This window comes from Streptomyces sp. NPDC091972, assembly GCF_044756385.1.
In the GTDB taxonomy this organism is placed as follows: domain Bacteria; phylum Actinomycetota; class Actinomycetes; order Streptomycetales; family Streptomycetaceae; genus Streptomyces.
In genome coordinates, this window is sequence record NZ_JBIVSV010000017.1 from 108,871 (window position 1) to 125,741 (window position 16,871).

A 16,871-nucleotide genomic window follows, 5' to 3' on the forward strand; every position below is an offset into this window, starting at 1 on the left:
TCGTCCTGTAGTACCTGCGCCGCCCCCTCCCGGCATACCGAGGCGGCGGCATGACCATCCCCCTGCTGCTCCTGGCAGCGGCGTTCCTGTTGATTCTCGCCAACGGCTTCTTCGTGGCGGCCGAGTTCGGCCTCGTCACCGTCGAGGCCACCGACGCCGAGAAGGCCGCCGCGGAAGGCGACCGACGGGCCCGCCGGGTCGCCGAGTCGCTCAAGGAGCTGTCGTTCCAGCTCTCCGGCACCCAGCTCGGCATCACCATCACCTCTCTCGTCGTCGGCATGCTCGCCGAACCGGCGCTCGCGGAACTCCTGCACGGCCCGTTCACGGCCGTCGGCGTCCCCGCGGGCGCGGTCTCCGGGGTCGCCGTCGTCGTCGGCATGCTGCTGGCCTCGGCCGTGCAGATGGTGATCGGCGAGCTCGTGCCCAAGAACTGGGCGGTGTCCAAGCCGATGCAGGTCGCCCGCTTCGTCGCGGGCCCGCAGCACGCCTTCGCCCGGCTGTTCCGCCCGGTGATCGCCGCGCTGAACGCCGTCGCCAACCGCCTGGTCCGCGCCCTCGGCATCGAGCCCGCCGAGGAGCTGGCCTCCGCCCGCACCCCCGGCGAGCTGGTCTCCCTGGCCCGCCACTCGGCCCAGGCCGGCGCCCTGGAACAGGACACCGCGGACCTCTTCGTCCGCACCCTGTCGCTCGGCGAGCTCACCGCGCAGCACGTCATGACGCCGCGCGTGAAGGTCAGCTCGCTCCAGGCCTCGGCCACCGCCGAGGACGTCGTCAACCTCACCCGCGCCACCGGACTGTCCCGCTTCCCCGTCTACCGGGAGAAGATCGACGAGATCGTCGGCATGGTCCACCTCAAGGACGCCCTGGCGGTCCCGGTCCAGGACCGGCTGCGCACCCCCGTCGGCCGGATCGCCCGTCCGGCGCTGCTGGTGCCCGAGACGCTCCCGGTCCAGCCCCTGCTGGCCCGGCTGCGCAGCGAGCAGCCCATCGCCGTCGTCGTCGACGAGTACGGCGGCACGGCCGGCGTGGTCACCCTGGAGGACATCGTCGAGGAGATCGTCGGCGAGGTCCGCGACGAGCACGACGGTCAGGACGTCCCCGAGCTCGTCGCCGCCCCGCCCGAGGACGGCCGCCTCGCCTGGGACGCCGACGGCAGCTGCCGGGTCGACATCCTCCAGCGCATAGGCCTCGACGTGCCCGAGGGGCCGTACGAGACCGTCGCCGGGCTGGTCGCCGACCTCCTCGGCCGTATCCCCGCCGTCGGCGACCGGGCCGAGCTGCCCGGCTGGCGGCTCACCGTCCGCCAGGTCGGGCACTACCGCGCCGAGCGGGTCCGCCTGGTGCGCACCGTCCCCGCGGTCAACGTCATGGAGGCCGCCCGATGAGCGTGCTCCAACTCCTCTTCGCAGCCCTGCTCGTGCTCGCCAACGGCTTCTTCGTCGGCGCCGAGTTCGCGCTGGTCTCGGTGCGCCGCAGCCAGATCGAACCGCTCGGCACGGCACGGGCCCGCCAGGTGCTGTACGGCCTGGAGCGGCTGCCCCAGATGATGGCGGCGGCCCAGTTCGGCATCACGGTGTGCTCGCTGACGCTCGGCGCGGTCGCCGAACCGACGGTCGCGCACCTGCTGGAGCCGGTCTTCGAATGGATCCACCTGCCGCACGGCATGATCCATCCGCTCGGCTACGTCATCGCCCTGGCCGCGGTCGTCTTCTTCCACCTCGTCATCGGCGAGATGGTCCCGAAGAACCTCGCCATGGCGGCCCCGGAGAAGGTCGCCCTGTGGCTCAGCCCCGGCCTGGTCTGGTTCGCCCGCTTCTGCCGGCCGATCACCATCGCCCTCGGCGCCTGCGCCCGCGGCATCCTGCGGCTCTTCCACGTCGAGCCCAAGGACGAGGTCGAGGCGGTGTTCACCAGCGAGCAGCTGAACCGGCTGGTGGAGGACTCCGGCCAGGCGGGCCTGCTGGACCCCGAGGAACAGGAACGCCTGGAGGACGCGCTGGAACTGGGCTCGCGCCCGGTGACGGACGTCCTGCTCAAGCGCGAGTCCCTGGTGACGGTGCGGCCCTCGGTGACCCCGGGCCAGATCATCGAGCTCACCGGCCGTACCGGGTACTCACGCTTCCCGATCGCTGCGGAGAACGGCGCCTTCATGGGGTACCTGCATGTGAAGGACGTACTGGACCTGGAGGACTCGCAGCGGGCGGTGCCCCAGCAGATCTGGCGGCCGATGACCAAGCTCCGCTCCGACCTGCCGCTGGACGACGCGCTCACCGTGATGCGGCGGGCGGCGACCCATCTGGCCCAGGTGGCGGACGGATCCGGGAAGGTGCTGGGTCTGGTGGCCCTGGAGGACGTCCTGGAACTGCTGGTCGGCGAGGTACGGGACCCGGCGCACCGGGACCTGCCGGAGGTCCGGGTGACCGAGCCTCGGAGCAGCGAGGAAGCGCTGGCGTCGTAGGGGTCGTCGTACGGCTGCGGGCCGGTGGGGGCTGGTCGCGCAGTTCCCCGCGCCCCCAAAGGCAGTGGGTGCTGCCAAGCCTGCTTGAGTGCACCCCACCCAGGGGCGCGGGGAACTGCGCGAGAAGCCCCACCGGCCCGCAGTCGAACACATCACATCGCCGACGGATCCTGTGGGCCCCGCCCGGACAGAACCTCCCCGTACGCCTGCATCAGATCCGGCAGCCGCAGTGTCGACAAGTCGTCCCGCGTCAGCGTCCCCGGATACGTGGACAACCGAAGATCCCGGTACGCGCAGCTCTTCTCGTACAGGGTCCGCAGGAACCGCCCGTTGCCGAGCTCGTCGATCCACCCCTGGTCCACCACGTGCCCGGCGATGGAGCGCAGCTCGTCCAGCGCCTCCTCGTCCCAGGCGTCGCCGTTCTCCGCCGCCAGCACGTCGCCGATGGAGGTGAGTTCCAGGGGGCGGTAGGACGGGAAGTCCACGCGGGTCGTGAAGCGGGACGACAGACCGGGGTTCGCGGCCAGCAGGCGGTCCATGCCCTCCGGGTAACCGGCGAGGATCACGACCAGGTGGTCCCGGTTGTCCTCGGCCCGCTTCAGCAGGACCTGGAGCGCCTCGTCGCCGTACGCGTCACCCTTGCCGTAACCGGAGTTGGAGAGCGAGTACGCCTCGTCGACGAAGAGCACCCCGCCGAGGGCCGAGTCGATCAGTTCGTTCGCCTTGACCGCCGTCTGGCCGAGGTACTCCCCGACCAGGTCGGCCCGCTGCGCCTCCACCAGATGGTCGCCGCCGAGCAGCCCGAGGGCGTAGAAGACACGGCCCAGGATGCGGGCCACCGTGGTCTTGCCGGTGCCGGAGGGTCCGGAGAAGACGAAGTGACGTTTGGGCGGCTGCACCGGCAGGCCCTGCCCGGCGCGCAGGCGGGCCATGTTCAACTGGGCGGACAGGGCCTTTACCTGGCGCTTCACGGGCTCCAGACCCACCATGCGCTCCAGTTCGGCGAGCGCCTCCTCCAGTAAGACCGGGTCGGTGGGCCCCGCGGGCAGCGGTCCCGTGTGCAGCGGTCCCGCGGGTGGGCCGGACCTCTCGCGGCCGGCCGGGTCGGTCATCGAGGGCAGCGGGCCGGCCGGCGGCTCCGGGTCGGAGAGCTTCAGCTCCCGTCCCTCGACGCCGAAGAGCGGCTCGATCCCGTCGAGGCCCTCCAGCGCGTCCTGGCCGAACCCGGTGAGCGTGATCGCCGCGAGGTCGGCGGGGTCGTCGTACCCGTCGCCCTCGGCGATCGCGGCGAGCCGGGCCGAGGTGTCCATGAAGGCGGGGTCGACGCGGTGCACGGCCCGGTAGAGGGGGAGCGCGGCGGCGGAGCGGCCGGTCCCCTCGTGCGCCCGGGCCAGCCAGTAGCGCAGCTCCTTGCGCTGGGGCTGTTCGCTGCGGCAGCGCATCAGGGCCGCCGAGAGCAGGGGCTCGGCCTGTCCGTACATCTCCAGGCGGACCCGGGCCATGCCGCCGAACAGGCCGGCCTCGATGCCGAGCATGGGGTCGTCGATCAGCGGGTCGGTGTGCCGGACCAACTGCTCCCAGTCCTTGACCAGGTAGGCGCGGCAGGCGTGCAGGAAGCGGACCTGGTGGTCGGTGTCCACCGGGGGCAGTCCCGCGAGGGCCCGGTCGAGCTCGGGGACATGGCGTCCGTCCAGCCAGTGCGAGGCGTGCGCGAGCAGCAGGTCACGCGGGCTCTCCAGCACCGGTTGCACCCACCAGCCCAGCCAGTACCAGGAGTTGAGGGTGCGCCGGTGCCGGGCACGCTGTTCGCCGAAGCGTTCGCGGTGCCGGAACATCCTGAGCAGCGCGGTCGTCGTGTCGACGCGCAGCGCGTGCAGTCCGAGCCAGCCGTCGGCCATCCCGGGGTCGATCCGCACCGCGGCCCGGAACTCCTCCTCGGCCTGCGGATAGGCGCCCATCGTGTAGGCGTCCACACCTCGCAGCCAGGCGAGGTCGGCCGGGGCCTCGGGACCCTGCGTGCCGAAATCCATCACGTCCCCCACAAACCGTGCCCCCGTGGTTTCACCACCGGGCCGACGCCCGGTGGCCGACTTCGTCCAACCGCTGTGCCGCGGACCGGAGTTGCAACGGTGCGCAGAGCAGTCGTCCGTAGGTCGCACCGAGGGCATCGTACCTGCGGTGGTGTCGCCCGCCGTAGGGTGCCGCACAGGCCGTTTGGCGAGGTGGGAGCAGATGAGGCGCATCGGGGGCGGTGACCGAGGGTGAGCGAATCGCGGCTCACAGCGTCCGGAAAGCCGTGTGAGGGCAGAACGAAGCCCCCGATCACGGGGGAACAACCGGGGGCTTCGCGACTGCGGGCGGCCTCGAACGGCCGCTCATTGAGAACGTAAGACCTGTACGGCCCCTCGGTCAAGCGGAGTTGGGCGACCGAGGCAAGTTCCTACTGGTGGGTCTTCACAGGTTCAACACATCGCCGCTGGGCCGTCACCGTGGGTGACATCGTGGTCCGGTCCAATGGTCCCTGCGGGCCCGTTGGTGATCGTGTATCCCTCCTGGCACTGCCGTACCAGGAGGTCGGCGAAGGGCCGGGAGGGGTCTTCGGCGAAATGCCGTTGTTCCGCCACGACCCAGTGGTCCCAGAAATCCCGCAGTTCCGCTCCGTCCCGGGAACGGCCGCGCGCCCAGGACTCCTCGCGGGGCAACTCCATCCACAGCAGCCGCGCGAGGTGCGGCCGCAGCGCGCGCCGGCCGGCGCCGACCCCCTCCAGGAGGACCACCGGTGCGGGCGGCAGGGCGCGGGGCGCCCCGAAGCGGCGGGCGTGCCAGTCGTAGACGGCGTAGTGTGCGGTCTCGCCGCGGGCGAGCGGGGTGATCACCTCGTCCAGCAGCCGCCCGGTCCAGTCGAACAACTCGTCGTGACTGGCGACGTCGTCGAGGTGCAGTACCGGAGCGCCGCCGAGGGCGTCGGCCAACCGCCCGCAGAACGTGGACTTCCCGGAACCGGCGTGCCCGTCGACGCCGATCAGACGGACCGGGCCGCAGGACGGCGGGAGCCGGCGGAGCCGGGAGGCGAGGTCGTGCACGGTGTTCCTGAGGGCTGGGCGGGCGGGGCGCGGCCAGTCTAGTGACGGCTCGGCGGCGTTCGGCGGAACCACGGCTTCCCAGGTCATGCCAGTGGACCAGACCAATATTCGTGGGCGTGGCATGGGCCGAAGTGCTGGCAGGAGCATGCCGCCTCATTCATAGTTGGCGCACAACCGTGCATTGGCCCGCCCCGAATCGGACACCTGGGGGTCTTCCCACCCATGAGCAGAGCCGAACAGCCGTCCCGCAGAACCGTTCTGGCCGTCGCGGTCGCCGCCGCGGTGGCAGGCACCACGGGTTCCGCGACCGCCGCCGGCCACCCGGCCGTCGCGGAATCCGACGAGACCGCCGGCCGCCCGGTCGACAACCACGCCTGGACCACCTACAGCGACTGGCGCGCAGGCACCGCGAGCGGCACGCGCGCCGTCGCCGGAAGGCGCCCCGGTGTCGTGATCGGCGCTCCCGCCGGCACCACCGAGTACACCGACCCGCACACCGGGACCACCGCCACCTGGGAGTACGCGACCTGGACCTCCCCGGTCCACACGCTCGCCGTGCCCTCGACCGAGGTGATCGCCTCCTGGAACGCGCACACCCCGGCCGGCACCTGGATCCAGATCGAACTCCAGGGGACGTACTCCGAAGGCACGGCCACCCCCTGGTACGTGATGGGCCGCTGGGCCGCCGGGGACGGGGACATCAAGCGGACCTCGGTGGACGACCAGACCGACGGCAAGAGCACGATCTGGACGGACACCTTCGCGATCGACGACCCGTCGACCGGGCTGCGCCTGACTTCGTACCGACTGCGGCTGACCCTGTACCGCAGGCCCGGCGCGAAGAACACGCCGACGGTCTGGCGGCTCGGCGCGATGGGCTCGGACGTCCCGGACCGTTTCACCGTCCCGGCCTCCACGCCCGGCCTCGCCAAGGAGCTGATCGTCCCGCGCTACTCGCAGGAGATCCACAAGGGCCAGTACCCGGAGTACGACAACGGCGGCGAGGCCTGGTGCAGCCCCACCTCCTCGCAGATGATCATCGAGTACTGGGGCGGCCGGCTCACCAAGGAGCAACTGGCCTGGGTCGACCCGTCGTACGCCGACCCGCAGGTCTGCCACGCGGCCCGGTACACCTACGACTACCAGTACGCCGGATGCGGCAATTGGCCCTTCAACGCGGCCTACGCGGCCACCTTCAAGGACCTCCAGGGCGTGGTGACCCGGCTCGGCTCGCTCACCGACCTGGAGACCCTGATCGCGGCCGGCATCCCGGCCATAACGTCCCAGTCGTTCCTCAAGGAGGAGCTGACGGGGGCCGGTTACGGCACCTCGGGCCACCTCATGACGGTGATCGGTTTCACCGCCGAGGGCGATGTGATCGCCAACGACCCGGCCTCGCCGAGCGACGAGGCGGTGCGGCGCGTCTACAAGCGGCGCGAGTGGGAGAACATCTGGCTGCGCACCAAGCGGTACAACGCTAGCGGCAAGGTCGTCTCCGGCACCGGAGGCGTCTGCTACCTGTACTTCCCCGCCTGCCCGACCCCGCGCCAGCGCAAGGCGCTCGCGGCGGTGGGCGTGCGCTGAACCGCCCAGCAGCGGCCCCCGGCATCCGCCGGGGGCCGTTTCGCTGTGACCAAGGTCTCGGCCGCAAAAGCCGCCAGGAGTGGCAAGGTGGACGGATCGGCGGGGGAGTCCACCAGTACATCCGAGATCAGCGAGACGCCATGACCGCACACTCTGCCACCGCCGCCCGCGCCCGTACCGGCGGCCCCGAGGACCAGGGTCCGAAGATCCTCGAACATGTCGCGGGCTGGACCCTCGTCGCGGTGATCGCGATGCTCGTCACGCAGCTCGGTCTCCTGTGACCTGATCCACAAGTCACCTGCCATACTGCGGATGTCCCGCCGCCAGCCCGAGACCAGGGGCGAAAACTTGAATATCAGTGATCAGCGTGAAGCCGCCCGGCCACGGGCCCGCGGCACCGAGCGCTCGGTTGCGCGCCGCGCCGAACTCATCGCCATCGGGCGGAAGTTGTTCGCGGACACCTCCTACGACGCGCTCTCCATGGACGACATCGCCAAGCAGGCGCATGTCGCCAAGGGGCTGATCTACTACTACTTCCAGTCGAAGCGGGGCTACTACCTGGCGATCATCCAGGACTCCGTGGCCGACCTGGTCACCTACGCGGCGAGCGGTCTGGAGATGGAGCAGGTGGACCGCGTCCACCGTACCCTGGACAGCTATCTGCGCTACGCCGAGCACAACCAGGCGGCCTACCGCACCGTCGTCAGCGGCGGGGTCGGTTTCGACGCCGAGGTGCACGCCATCCGGGACGGGGTGCGCGACGCGATCGTCGCGACCATCGCCGAGGGGGCGTACGGCCGTACCGACATCTCCCCGCTGGCCCGCATGGGCCTGCTCGCCTGGGTGTGCAGCGTCGAGGGCGCCACCCTCGACTGGATCGACCGCCCGCCCCAGCTCTCCCGCGACACCATGCGCGACCTCCTGGTGAAGACGCTCGGCGCGTCGATGCGGGCCATCGAGGAACTGGACCCCGGCTATCCGGCCCCGGAGCCGGCCCGCCGCGGCGACTGACCGTCCGACGGGCGGAGCCCGGGACACGGCGAGGGGCGGAGGCTCGTGGTCCCCCGCCCCAAGTCCCCCGTGGGACCGGTCAGTTCATGACCTGGCCCCGGCTAGTTGATCGCCTTGATCAGCTCGCCGCCCGAGGTGTCCCCGCTCAGCTCCCAGAAGAAGGTGCCGCCCAGGCCCTGCTGGTTCTTGTACGTCATCTTCGTCGCGATGGTCGCGGGGGTGTCGTAACTCCACCAGTCGTTCCCGCACTTGGCGTACGCGGTGCCGCCGACCGTCCCCGTCGCCGGGCACTTGGTCTTGAGCACCTTGTAGTCGTCGATGCCCTGCTCGTAGGTGCCCGCCGCCGGGCCTGTGGCGGTGCCGCCCGGCGCCGACTGGGTCACGCCGGTCCAGCCGCGGCCGTAGAACCCGATGCCGAGCAGCAGCTTCGAGGCGGGGATGCCGAGACCCCTGAGCTTGTCGATGGTCGCCGAAGTGTGGTAACCGGCCCTGGGAATGCCGGAGTAGGAGTTCAGCGGCGAGTGCGGGGCCGTCGGCCCTGCCGCGTCCCAGGCGCCGAAGTAGTCGTACGTCATCGGGTTGTACCAGTCGACGTACTGGGCCGCGCCCGCGTAGTTCGCCGCGTCGATCTTGCCGCCGGCCGTGGCGTCCGCGGTGATCGCGGCCGTCACCAGCGAACCGCTGCCGAACTTCGAACGCAGCGCCGCCATCAGGTTCTTGAACGCCTCCCGGCCACTGGTGTCACAGGTGTTGCCGCAGGCGTTCGGGTACTCCCAGTCGATGTCGATGCCGTCGAAGACATCGGCCCACTTGGAGTTCTCGACCAGGTCGTAGCAGGACTGCGCGAACGCGGCGGGGTTGCGGGCGGCCTCGCCGAAGCCGCTCGACCAGGTCCAGCCGCCGAACGACCAGAGGACCTTCAGGCCCGGGTGCTTCTTCTTCAGCTCGCGCAGCTGGTTGAAGTTGCCCCGCAGCGGCTGGTCCCAGGTGTCCGCGACGCCGTCCACGGACTCGGCCGCCGTGTAGGTCCGGTCGGTCGCCGCGTAGGCGTCGCCCATCGCGCACTTGCCGCCGGTGACGTTGCCGAAGGCGTAGTTGATGTGGGTCAGCTTCGCCGCGGAGCCCGAGGTCTCGATGTTCTTGACGTAGTACTTGCGGTCATAGGTGCCCCATTCGGTGAAGTAGCCGACGACCTTGGAGCCGGCCGCCTTCGCCTGGGGAGTCTCGGGGGTCGCGGTGGCGCTGCTCGCGCCGGCCAGCAGGCCCGCGCCGAGGACCGCGCAGCACGCGGCGGAGACGAGCGCCCGGAAGCGGGCGCGGTGGGGAACGTGCATCGGTGTCTCCTCGTGGGGGAGAGGGGAACGCCAGCCGATTGGCATGAACGCGGTAACGCGTTGCCGGAACAGTAGGAGGACTAGACCACCGCGTCAATGGTTCGGACCAATCCCGGCTCGATTCGAGGTCGGTTGTCGGTGCGCTGGGATATCTTGAAGTAAGCGGTCGTTAACCAGTGACCGGGTGTCTCCTTTCGGGCATACTCACAGGGCGCAGCCGCTGGTCAGCAGCTTCCGAGACCCGGGAGACGCGAGCAGCGACCGGCGCCCAGTGAGACCGGCGGAGCCGCCCCACCCCACGGCGCGCGTCCGCCAGCGCCCCAACAGGGAGGAGAGCGTCGCCATGCCCGACCGCGCCCCGCAGCCGGTGGACCGGCAACTGCCCACGGACGAGGCCCGGGATCTGATCTCGCTCGTCCGCGACATCGCGCACCACGAGATCGCCCCGAAGGCGGCCGAGGAGGAGGACGCCGGGCACTTCCCGCGCGAGGTCTTCACCCTGCTCTCCCGGACCGGACTGCTCGGTCTGCCCTACGACTCCGAGCACGGCGGCGCCGACCAGCCGTACGAGGTCTACCTCCAGGTCCTCGAGGAGCTCGCCGCGGCCCGCCTCACCGTCGGCCTCGGCGTCAGCGTGCACACCCTCGCCTGCTACGCGCTCGCCACCTACGGCACCAAGGAACAGCAGGTCGAGCACCTGCCCGCGATGCTCGGCGGCGGACTGCTCGGCGCCTACTGCCTCTCCGAGCCGTCCTCCGGCTCGGACGCGGCCTCGCTGCGCACCAGGGCCGTCCGGGACGGCGAGGACTGGGTGATCACCGGCACCAAGGCGTGGATCACCCACGGCGGGGTCGCCGACTTCTACACGGTCATGGCGCGCACCGGCGAGGAGGGCCCGCGCGGGATCACCGCCTTCCTGGTGCCCGCTGACGCGGACGGCGTGAGCGCCGCGGCGCCGGAGAAGAAGATGGGCATGAAGGGCTCGCCCACCGCCCAGGTCCACTTCGACGGGGTGCGCGTCCCGGACGCGCACCGCATCGGCGACGAGGGGCAGGGCTTCGCCATCGCCCTGTCCGCGCTCGACTCGGGGCGGCTCGGCATCGCGGCCTGTGCGATCGGCGTGGCCCAGGCGGCCCTCGACGAGGCGGTCGGCTACGCGACCGGGCGACAGCAGTTCGGGCGGCCGATCGCCGACTTCCAGGGGCTGCGCTTCATGCTCGCCGACATGGCGACCCAGATCGAGGCGGGCCGGGCGCTGTACCTCGCGGCGGCCCGGCTCCGCGACGCCGGGCGGCCCTTCGCCAAGCAGGCGGCCATGGCCAAGCTGCACTGCACCGACACCGCGATGAGGGTCACCACCGACGCCGTCCAGGTCCTCGGGGGGTACGGCTACACCGCGGACTTCCCGGCCGAGCGGTACATGCGCGAGGCGAAGGTCCTCCAGATCGTCGAGGGCACCAACCAGATCCAGCGGATGGTCATCGCCCGTCACCTGGCAGGTCCGGAGACGCGCTGAACTGACCGGGCCTGACCTGCGGCGCCGCGAGCCGTACCCACTCCGGGTCGTGGCGCCCCGGCAGCGTGCGCCCGCCGCTCGCCCAGGTGCGCATCAGGTCCCGGTAGATGGGCGGGTCCTGGGGCGGCGGCGGGGCCGGACGGTAGCGCGACGGGTTCGGCGGAACCGATTCTGCGACCGGTGCATACGTACGGGTCATACCCGGGCAACGCGGAAGCCGGCGACCGGGTCACGGTGTCCGCAATCGAGCGTGAGTTCACGGACGTCCGGGCCGGACACCCGACCGACCGCAGCGGTCTGACGTGCCGTCGGTCAACCACCTGCGAGGGCAACTGGCGACCGTCTGTTTGCACCGCTTCTTCCGGGACCTGACGATCGCCCTCAGGCACTCAGGACTGCCCGACTTCCTGGAACGCCCGTCGCCAGGCGCACTTCGGTGAAGTGGTGGTACCGGCCGACCCGGACACACTGATCCTGCACCACGGCAGCCTGCGGGCCATGGTGCAGGGCAGTTAAGGGGATTGAGCGAGACCGCTCAGGCGGCCTGGCGGCGCATCACCGGCACCCGCATGGGACGCGAACCGGGGCCACCGACGTGCGAGAACGGCTGGGTCCGCCAGTCGAGCCCCTGAGGGAGCGTCAACAGCAGGGCGGTGTCCTGCTCCTGGGGCTGGGCCGACTCGTCCGCCGACCGGGCCTCGGAGGCCTTGCGGCCCGTACCGGCACAGACCGTGAGGCCGAACGGGTTCCACGGCGAGGCGCACAGCGCGTGCTCCGGCAGCACCTCCTCGTCCGCCAGCAGGGCGATGGGCTGCGCGCAGTCCGGGCAGATCACCCGGTACATCTCGAAGGTGTCGTACGCGTCGAACTCCTCGTCGAGGGCGTCCGGTTCGACGCCCTCCGGCTGGGGCTCGGCAACTGCCTGGAGGCGCTTGGGCGCGGTACGACCAGGACGCTGAAGACTCTGCATTGGGTTCTCCCCCTCGGGCTGGGCCGTGAAGGCGCTGCGGCCTCGACCACAGCAAGCACTTCCCGCCCCGTCGCGGCGGTAATCACGAGAACATCACGGAGCTTTTCGCAGCGGTGTGGCCTTCGTCACATGCCCCTCGTAGATGCCCCGGGTGGTCGTTTTCTCCCCCGGACGGCTCACGGGCGCCGCTCGGTCACATCACGAACCGGGCATGACCTGGGCCGCTCAGGTATCCGAGGAGATCAGGCGCACTGTAGGTTCTTGCGCCATGGAGGAGCTGGACCGACAGATCGTGCAGCTGCTCGTCAAGGACGGGCGGATGAGTTACACGGACCTGGGCAAGGCCACGGGTCTGTCCACCTCGGCCGTGCACCAGCGGGTGCGACGGCTGGAGCAGCGGGGTGTCATCCGCGGGTACGCCGCGGTGGTCGACCCCGAGGCGGTGGGCCTGCCCATGACCGCGTTCATCTCGGTGAAACCGTTCGATCCCAGCGCCCCCGACGACATCGCGGACCGCCTGAAGGGCGTCCCCGAGATCGAGGCGTGCCACAGCGTGGCGGGCGACGAGAACTACATCCTGAAGGTGCGGGTGGCGACCCCTCACGAGCTGGAGGAACTGCTGGCGCGCCTGAGGTCGCTGGCGGGCGTCTCGACCCGCACCACGGTCGTGCTGTCGACCCCGTACGAGGCCAGACCGCCGCGCATCTGATCCAGCGGGTGCCACGACTCCTCAGGACGCGGGGACCCGCGTGACCGGCCACGACGCCCCGGCGCCGGCCGTCGACCCGCACCCGTGCGGTGCGAAGCCCCCTGCGAAACTGTCCTCATGAGTGAACCGAAGACCGTCCTCCTCCGTCGAGGCGAGGTACACAGCCCCGCCGATCCGTTCGCCACGGCGATGGTGGTGGAGCGGGGCCAAGTCGCCTGGGTCGGCTCGGAGGGAGCCGCCGACGCCTTCGCGGACGGTGTCGACGAGGTCGTGGACCTGGACGGCGCTCTGGTCACCCCCGCGTTCACCGACGCACACGTGCACACGACCGCCACGGGTCTCGCGTTGACGGGCCTCGACCTGTCCGACACGCCCTCTCTGGACGCGGCCCTGACTCTCGTACGGGAGTTCGCCGCCGCCCGTCCCGACGACCCCGTCCTCCTGGGCCACGGCTGGGACGCCGCCCGCTGGCCCGGCAACCGCCCGCCCACGCGCGCGGAGCTCGACGAGGCCACCGGCGGCCGTCCCCTGTATCTGAGCCGTATCGACGTCCACTCGGCGGTGGTGACGACGGCCCTGCTCGACATGACGTCCCTCGGAGCGGTGGACGGCCCCCTCACCGCCGACGCCCACCACGCGGTCCGCGCGAAGGCCCTCGGTTCCGTCTCCCCGGCCCAGCGTGCGGAGGCACAACGCGCCGCGCTCGCCCGTGCCGCCTCCCTCGGCATCGGGACCGTTCACGAATGCGCAGGCCCCGAGATCTCCTCGGAGGACGACTTCACGGGCCTGCTGCGGCTCGCCCGCGAGGAGACCGGCCCGCGGGTGGTCGGCTACTGGGCCGAGCAGGGCGACGAAGGAGTGGCCAGGGCGCGTGAGCTCGGCGCGCTCGGCGCCGCCGGTGACCTCTTCGTCGACGGGGCCCTCGGCTCCCACACCGCCTGCCTGCACGAGCCGTACGCCGACGCCGACCACACCGGACTCGCCTACCTGGACGCCGACACCGTGGCCGCCCATGTCACCGCCTGCACCGAGGCGGGCATCCAGGCCGGCTTCCACGCCATCGGGGACGCGGCCGTGACCGCCGTGGTCGAGGGCGTCCGGGCCGCCGCGGAGAAGCTCGGCCTCGCCCGGGTCCGGGCCGCCCGGCACCGCGTCGAGCACGCCGAGATGCTCACCCCCGAGGCCGTCGCCGCCTTCGCCGAGCTCGGGCTCACCGCCTCCGTCCAGCCCGCCTTCGACGCCCTGTGGGGCGGCGAGGAGGGCATGTACGCCCGGCGCCTGGGCCGGGAGCGGGCGAGCCGGCTCAACCCCTTCGCGGCCCTCCTGCGGGCCGGTGTCCCGCTGGCCTTCGGCTCGGACAGTCCCGTCACCCCGCTCGATCCGTGGGGCACGGTTCGTGCCGCCGCCTTCCACCGCACCCCCGAGCACCGTGTCTCCGTGCGCGCCGCCTTCACCGCGCACACCCGCGGCGGCTGGCGGGCCGTCGGCCGGGACGACGCGGGCGTCCTGGTGCCCGGCGCCCCCGCGGACTACGCGGTGTGGCGCACCGGTGAACTGGTGGTGCAGGCCCCCGACGACCGGGTGGCCCGCTGGTCCACCGACCCCCGCTCCGGCACGCCCGGCCTGCCCGACCTGAGCCCGGGCCGTGACCTGCCCGTCTGTCTGCGGACCGTGGTCGGCGGACGGACGGTCTTCGTACGGCCGGGCGAGTGATCTGTGGGGGTGGCGCGGTACCGGTCGCCCGCCGGCCCGCTGTCGCGCGACCTGCGCATCCTCCGCCCTGACCAGGGCTTTGATGGAAGATCCGCAGGTCAAACGACTGTTGACAGCTGACGGCAGGAGGCCGGTAGGTTCGGCCGGGTCCACCACCGGACGCCCGACCGGGGAACCTCCGCCCAGTCGTCGCAGCGCCGCTGGGTCAGGGACGGTGTGCCGCACCGGCGCACCGCCACTGGGAGCCAGGCTCAGCGCTCGCGCCACGGCGAGGGAACGTTCCGTCCGGCCGGGGAGGTGTGACCCGGGTGGGGCCCGGGCGCTCAGTAGACAACGGCTTTCGGTCGACCCGCAGCCAGCGGGCCCCAGGTCGGCCCGAAGAGCGCCGGGCCCCCATCCGCAGCGGGAGCGGAGGATTCCGCCAAAACGGCCGAAACTCCTAGCCTTACCCCGCTCTTGTGGAAACGACACCAGCATACGAACGCCTTGTCACGTCATCGCAGGCCGTGCGCACTATGGTGGACGCCTGCGCAATGACTCGAAGGGGCAGCGGTGAACGAGGGCGACGGGACCCACACGGGCCAGGAGAGGCGATTCGGCCCGCTCGGCACGGCGTTGGTGATCATTCCGACCTACAACGAGGCGGAGAACATCAAGGCCATCGTCGGCCGGGTGCGCAAGGCCGTCCCGGAGGCGCACGTCCTCGTGGCCGACGACAACAGCCCCGACGGCACCGGCAAGCTCGCCGACGAACTGGCCGTCGAGGACGACCAGGTCCACGTCCTGCACCGCAAGGGCAAGGAGGGTCTCGGCGCCGCCTACCTCGCGGGCTTCCGCTGGGGCCTGGAGCGCGACTACGGCGTCCTGGTCGAGATGGACGCCGACGGCTCCCACCAGCCCGAGGAACTGCCCCGCCTGCTGACCGCCCTCAAGAGCGCCGACCTGGTCCTCGGCTCCCGCTGGGTGCCCGGCGGCCGGGTGGTGAACTGGCCCAAGTCCCGCGAGGTCATCTCCCGCGGCGGCAGCCTCTACTCGCGCGTCGCCCTCGACCTGCCCCTGCGTGACATCACGGGCGGCTACCGCGCCTTCCGCCGCGAGACCCTCGAGGGCCTCGGCCTCGACGACGTGGCCTCCCAGGGCTACTGCTTCCAGGTGGACCTCGCCCGCCGCGCGGTCAAGGCCGGCTACCACGTCGTCGAGGTGCCGATCACCTTCGTCGAGCGCGAGCTGGGCGACTCCAAGATGAGCCGCGACATCCTGGTGGAGGCCCTGTGGCGGGTCACCACCTGGGGTGTGGGGGAGCGGGTCGGCAGGCTCACGGCGCGGGGAAAGCGCGCACAGCCGTAGCCCCAGGACCCCGCGGGCACGGTTGATCGGTCCCTTATGCCGTACTGAGCCGCGCCCAGGCACACTGGACGCATGACGACAGGCACCCCGACCCCCACGTACCCCGCCCGGCCCCGCCGCTCCCGACTGCGCACCTTCCTGCCGCTGGGCGTGGCCGCCTGGCTCGTGCTGGAGATCTGGCTGCTGACGGTGGTCGCGGGCGCGGCGAGCGGGTTCGCGGTGTTCCTGCTGCTGGTCGCCGGTCTCGTGCTCGGCTCGGTGGTCATCAAGCGGGCAGGCCGCCGTGCCTTCCAGAACCTGAACGACGCGCTCCAGCGGGGCGGCGCCCCCTCGGGCTCCTCCGGCAGCTCGGGCAACGGCCTGATGATGCTGGGCGGCCTGCTCCTGATGATCCCCGGCCTGATCTCCGACGCGGTGGGCCTGCTCCTGCTGGTCCCGCCGGTCCAGAAGGCGGTCGGCCGCCGTGCCGAGCGCACCTTCGACCGCAAGCTGCGCGCCGCCGCCCCGGGAACCCTGGGCGACGCCTTCCAGCAGGCCAGGATCCATCACCCCGACGGCAAGGTGGTCCAGGGCGAGGTCATCCGCGACGCCCACGACGGGCCCGAGGACACCCCGCAGGACCGGAGGCCTCCGCTCACCCGCTGAGCCGGGCGCGGGCAGCGCAAAACCGCGGGCGCGGTACGTGAGTCACGTACCGCGCCCGCGGTTACTTGTATGCGCTGTGTTCCCGCTCAGGCCGACTTGCGGCTGTCCCGGGGATGAACAGCGATGTTCATCGCGCCGGAACGAAGAACCGCCAGACGCTCCTCGAGGACCTCTTCGAGTTCCTCTCGGGTGCGTCGCTCCATCAGCATGTCCCAATGCGTACGCGCGGGCTTGGCCTTCTTCTCTTCAGGGCCGTCGCCGTCCACGAGGAGTGCCTGGGCCCCGCAGACCTTGCACTCCCACTCCGGCGGGATCTCCGCCTCGACCGAGAAGGGCATCTCGAAGCGGTGCCCCTTCTCGCATGCGTACTCCACGGCCTGGCGCGGGGCCAGGTCGATGCCGCGGTCCGTCTCGTAGCTGGTCACCACGAGGCGCGTGCCGCGAAGAGCTCGCTCACTCATGAATCGTGCCTCCCGGGCTTGTCGCCCACAGGACAGGTGT

General features: G+C 71.4%; 15 protein-coding genes and 1 pseudogene. 11 read left to right on the forward strand and 5 right to left on the reverse strand.

Translation table 11 applies throughout. From position 1 onward, the window contains the following. The first annotated feature begins 50 nt into the window (after positions 1 to 50). Entirely contained in the window at positions 51 to 1,385 is a 1,335-nt protein-coding gene (locus ACIQJT_RS37215; protein WP_365463478.1) for a hemolysin family protein, read from the forward strand. Then, positions 1,382 to 2,458 (forward strand): hemolysin family protein, encoded by a 1,077-nt coding sequence (locus ACIQJT_RS37220; protein WP_365463475.1) that lies wholly within the window; start codon positions 1,382 to 1,384, stop codon positions 2,456 to 2,458. Before ACIQJT_RS37215 ends, ACIQJT_RS37220 begins: the two co-directional genes overlap by 4 nt. Positions 2,459 to 2,610: 152 nt before the next feature. Here ACIQJT_RS37220 and ACIQJT_RS37225 read toward each other — a convergent pair whose 3' ends face one another. Then, complete coding sequence (locus tag ACIQJT_RS37225; protein WP_402650064.1) at positions 2,611 to 4,488, reverse strand: AAA family ATPase; 1,878 nt, start codon at positions 4,486 to 4,488, stop codon at positions 2,611 to 2,613. A 432-nt stretch (positions 4,489 to 4,920) separates the two neighbouring features. Then, positions 4,921 to 5,628: a uridine kinase gene (locus ACIQJT_RS37230; RefSeq protein ID WP_402650065.1), complete on the reverse strand. Its 708-nt coding sequence runs from the start codon at positions 5,626 to 5,628 to the stop codon at positions 4,921 to 4,923. Positions 5,629 to 5,763: 135 nt separating this feature from the next. Between ACIQJT_RS37230 and ACIQJT_RS37235 the strand changes: the two genes are divergently transcribed. The 3 genes from ACIQJT_RS37235 to ACIQJT_RS37245 all read left to right on the forward strand — a co-directional run bounded on the left by ACIQJT_RS37235 (position 5,764) and on the right by ACIQJT_RS37245 (position 8,136). After that, positions 5,764 to 7,125: a peptidase C39 family protein gene (locus tag ACIQJT_RS37235; protein ID WP_402650066.1), complete on the forward strand. Its 1,362-nt coding sequence runs from the start codon at positions 5,764 to 5,766 to the stop codon at positions 7,123 to 7,125. A gap of 140 nt (positions 7,126 to 7,265) precedes the next feature. Further along, positions 7,266 to 7,406 (forward strand): SCO1431 family membrane protein, encoded by a 141-nt coding sequence (locus tag ACIQJT_RS37240; protein ID WP_402650067.1) that lies wholly within the window; start codon positions 7,266 to 7,268, stop codon positions 7,404 to 7,406. A 67-nt stretch (positions 7,407 to 7,473) separates the two neighbouring features. Next, positions 7,474 to 8,136, forward strand: a complete 663-nt coding sequence (locus ACIQJT_RS37245; RefSeq protein ID WP_365463460.1) for a TetR/AcrR family transcriptional regulator — start codon at positions 7,474 to 7,476, stop codon at positions 8,134 to 8,136. Positions 8,137 to 8,237: 101 nt separating this feature from the next. Here the strand turns inward: ACIQJT_RS37245 and ACIQJT_RS37250 are convergent, their stop codons facing one another. After that, positions 8,238 to 9,470: a glycoside hydrolase family 18 protein gene (locus tag ACIQJT_RS37250; protein ID WP_365463457.1), complete on the reverse strand. Its 1,233-nt coding sequence runs from the start codon at positions 9,468 to 9,470 to the stop codon at positions 8,238 to 8,240. A gap of 343 nt (positions 9,471 to 9,813) precedes the next feature. On the opposite strand from ACIQJT_RS37250, the gene ACIQJT_RS37255 reads away from it, so the two are divergent. Together ACIQJT_RS37255 and ACIQJT_RS37260 are read left to right on the forward strand one after the other, a co-directional pair. Further along, on the forward strand, positions 9,814 to 10,986 hold the full coding sequence (locus ACIQJT_RS37255; RefSeq protein ID WP_365463454.1) for an acyl-CoA dehydrogenase: 1,173 nt from the start codon (positions 9,814 to 9,816) through the stop codon (positions 10,984 to 10,986). A gap of 338 nt (positions 10,987 to 11,324) precedes the next feature. Continuing rightward, positions 11,325 to 11,502 (forward strand): annotated as a pseudogene (locus ACIQJT_RS37260) (phosphotransferase family protein); the annotation flags it as partial. 19 nt (positions 11,503 to 11,521) lie between these two features. Here the strand turns inward: ACIQJT_RS37260 and ACIQJT_RS37265 are convergent. After that, the gene (locus ACIQJT_RS37265; RefSeq protein ID WP_365463448.1) at positions 11,522 to 11,956 is read right to left on the reverse strand and encodes a hypothetical protein; all 435 of its coding nucleotides are present in this window, start codon (positions 11,954 to 11,956) and stop codon (positions 11,522 to 11,524) included. A gap of 268 nt (positions 11,957 to 12,224) precedes the next feature. Here ACIQJT_RS37265 and ACIQJT_RS37270 point away from each other — a divergent pair, with 268 nt between their 5' ends. From ACIQJT_RS37270 to fxsA, 4 genes are all read left to right on the forward strand, one after another. After that, complete coding sequence (locus tag ACIQJT_RS37270) at positions 12,225 to 12,665, forward strand: Lrp/AsnC family transcriptional regulator (protein WP_037714765.1); 441 nt, start codon at positions 12,225 to 12,227, stop codon at positions 12,663 to 12,665. A gap of 117 nt (positions 12,666 to 12,782) precedes the next feature. Then, positions 12,783 to 14,378, forward strand: a complete 1,596-nt coding sequence (locus ACIQJT_RS37275; RefSeq protein WP_402650068.1) for an amidohydrolase — start codon at positions 12,783 to 12,785, stop codon at positions 14,376 to 14,378. A 552-nt stretch (positions 14,379 to 14,930) separates the two neighbouring features. Continuing rightward, entirely contained in the window at positions 14,931 to 15,725 is a 795-nt protein-coding gene (locus ACIQJT_RS37280) for a polyprenol monophosphomannose synthase (protein ID WP_365463442.1), read from the forward strand. 72 nt (positions 15,726 to 15,797) lie between these two features. Then, complete coding sequence (gene fxsA / locus ACIQJT_RS37285) at positions 15,798 to 16,370, forward strand: FxsA family membrane protein (RefSeq protein ID WP_402650069.1); 573 nt, start codon at positions 15,798 to 15,800, stop codon at positions 16,368 to 16,370. Between the two features lie 86 nt (positions 16,371 to 16,456). On the opposite strand, the gene ACIQJT_RS37290 is transcribed toward fxsA, so the two are convergent. Beyond that, positions 16,457 to 16,831, reverse strand: a complete 375-nt coding sequence (locus tag ACIQJT_RS37290) for an RNA polymerase-binding protein RbpA (protein ID WP_003977404.1) — start codon at positions 16,829 to 16,831, stop codon at positions 16,457 to 16,459. Positions 16,832 to 16,871 lie beyond the last annotated feature (40 nt).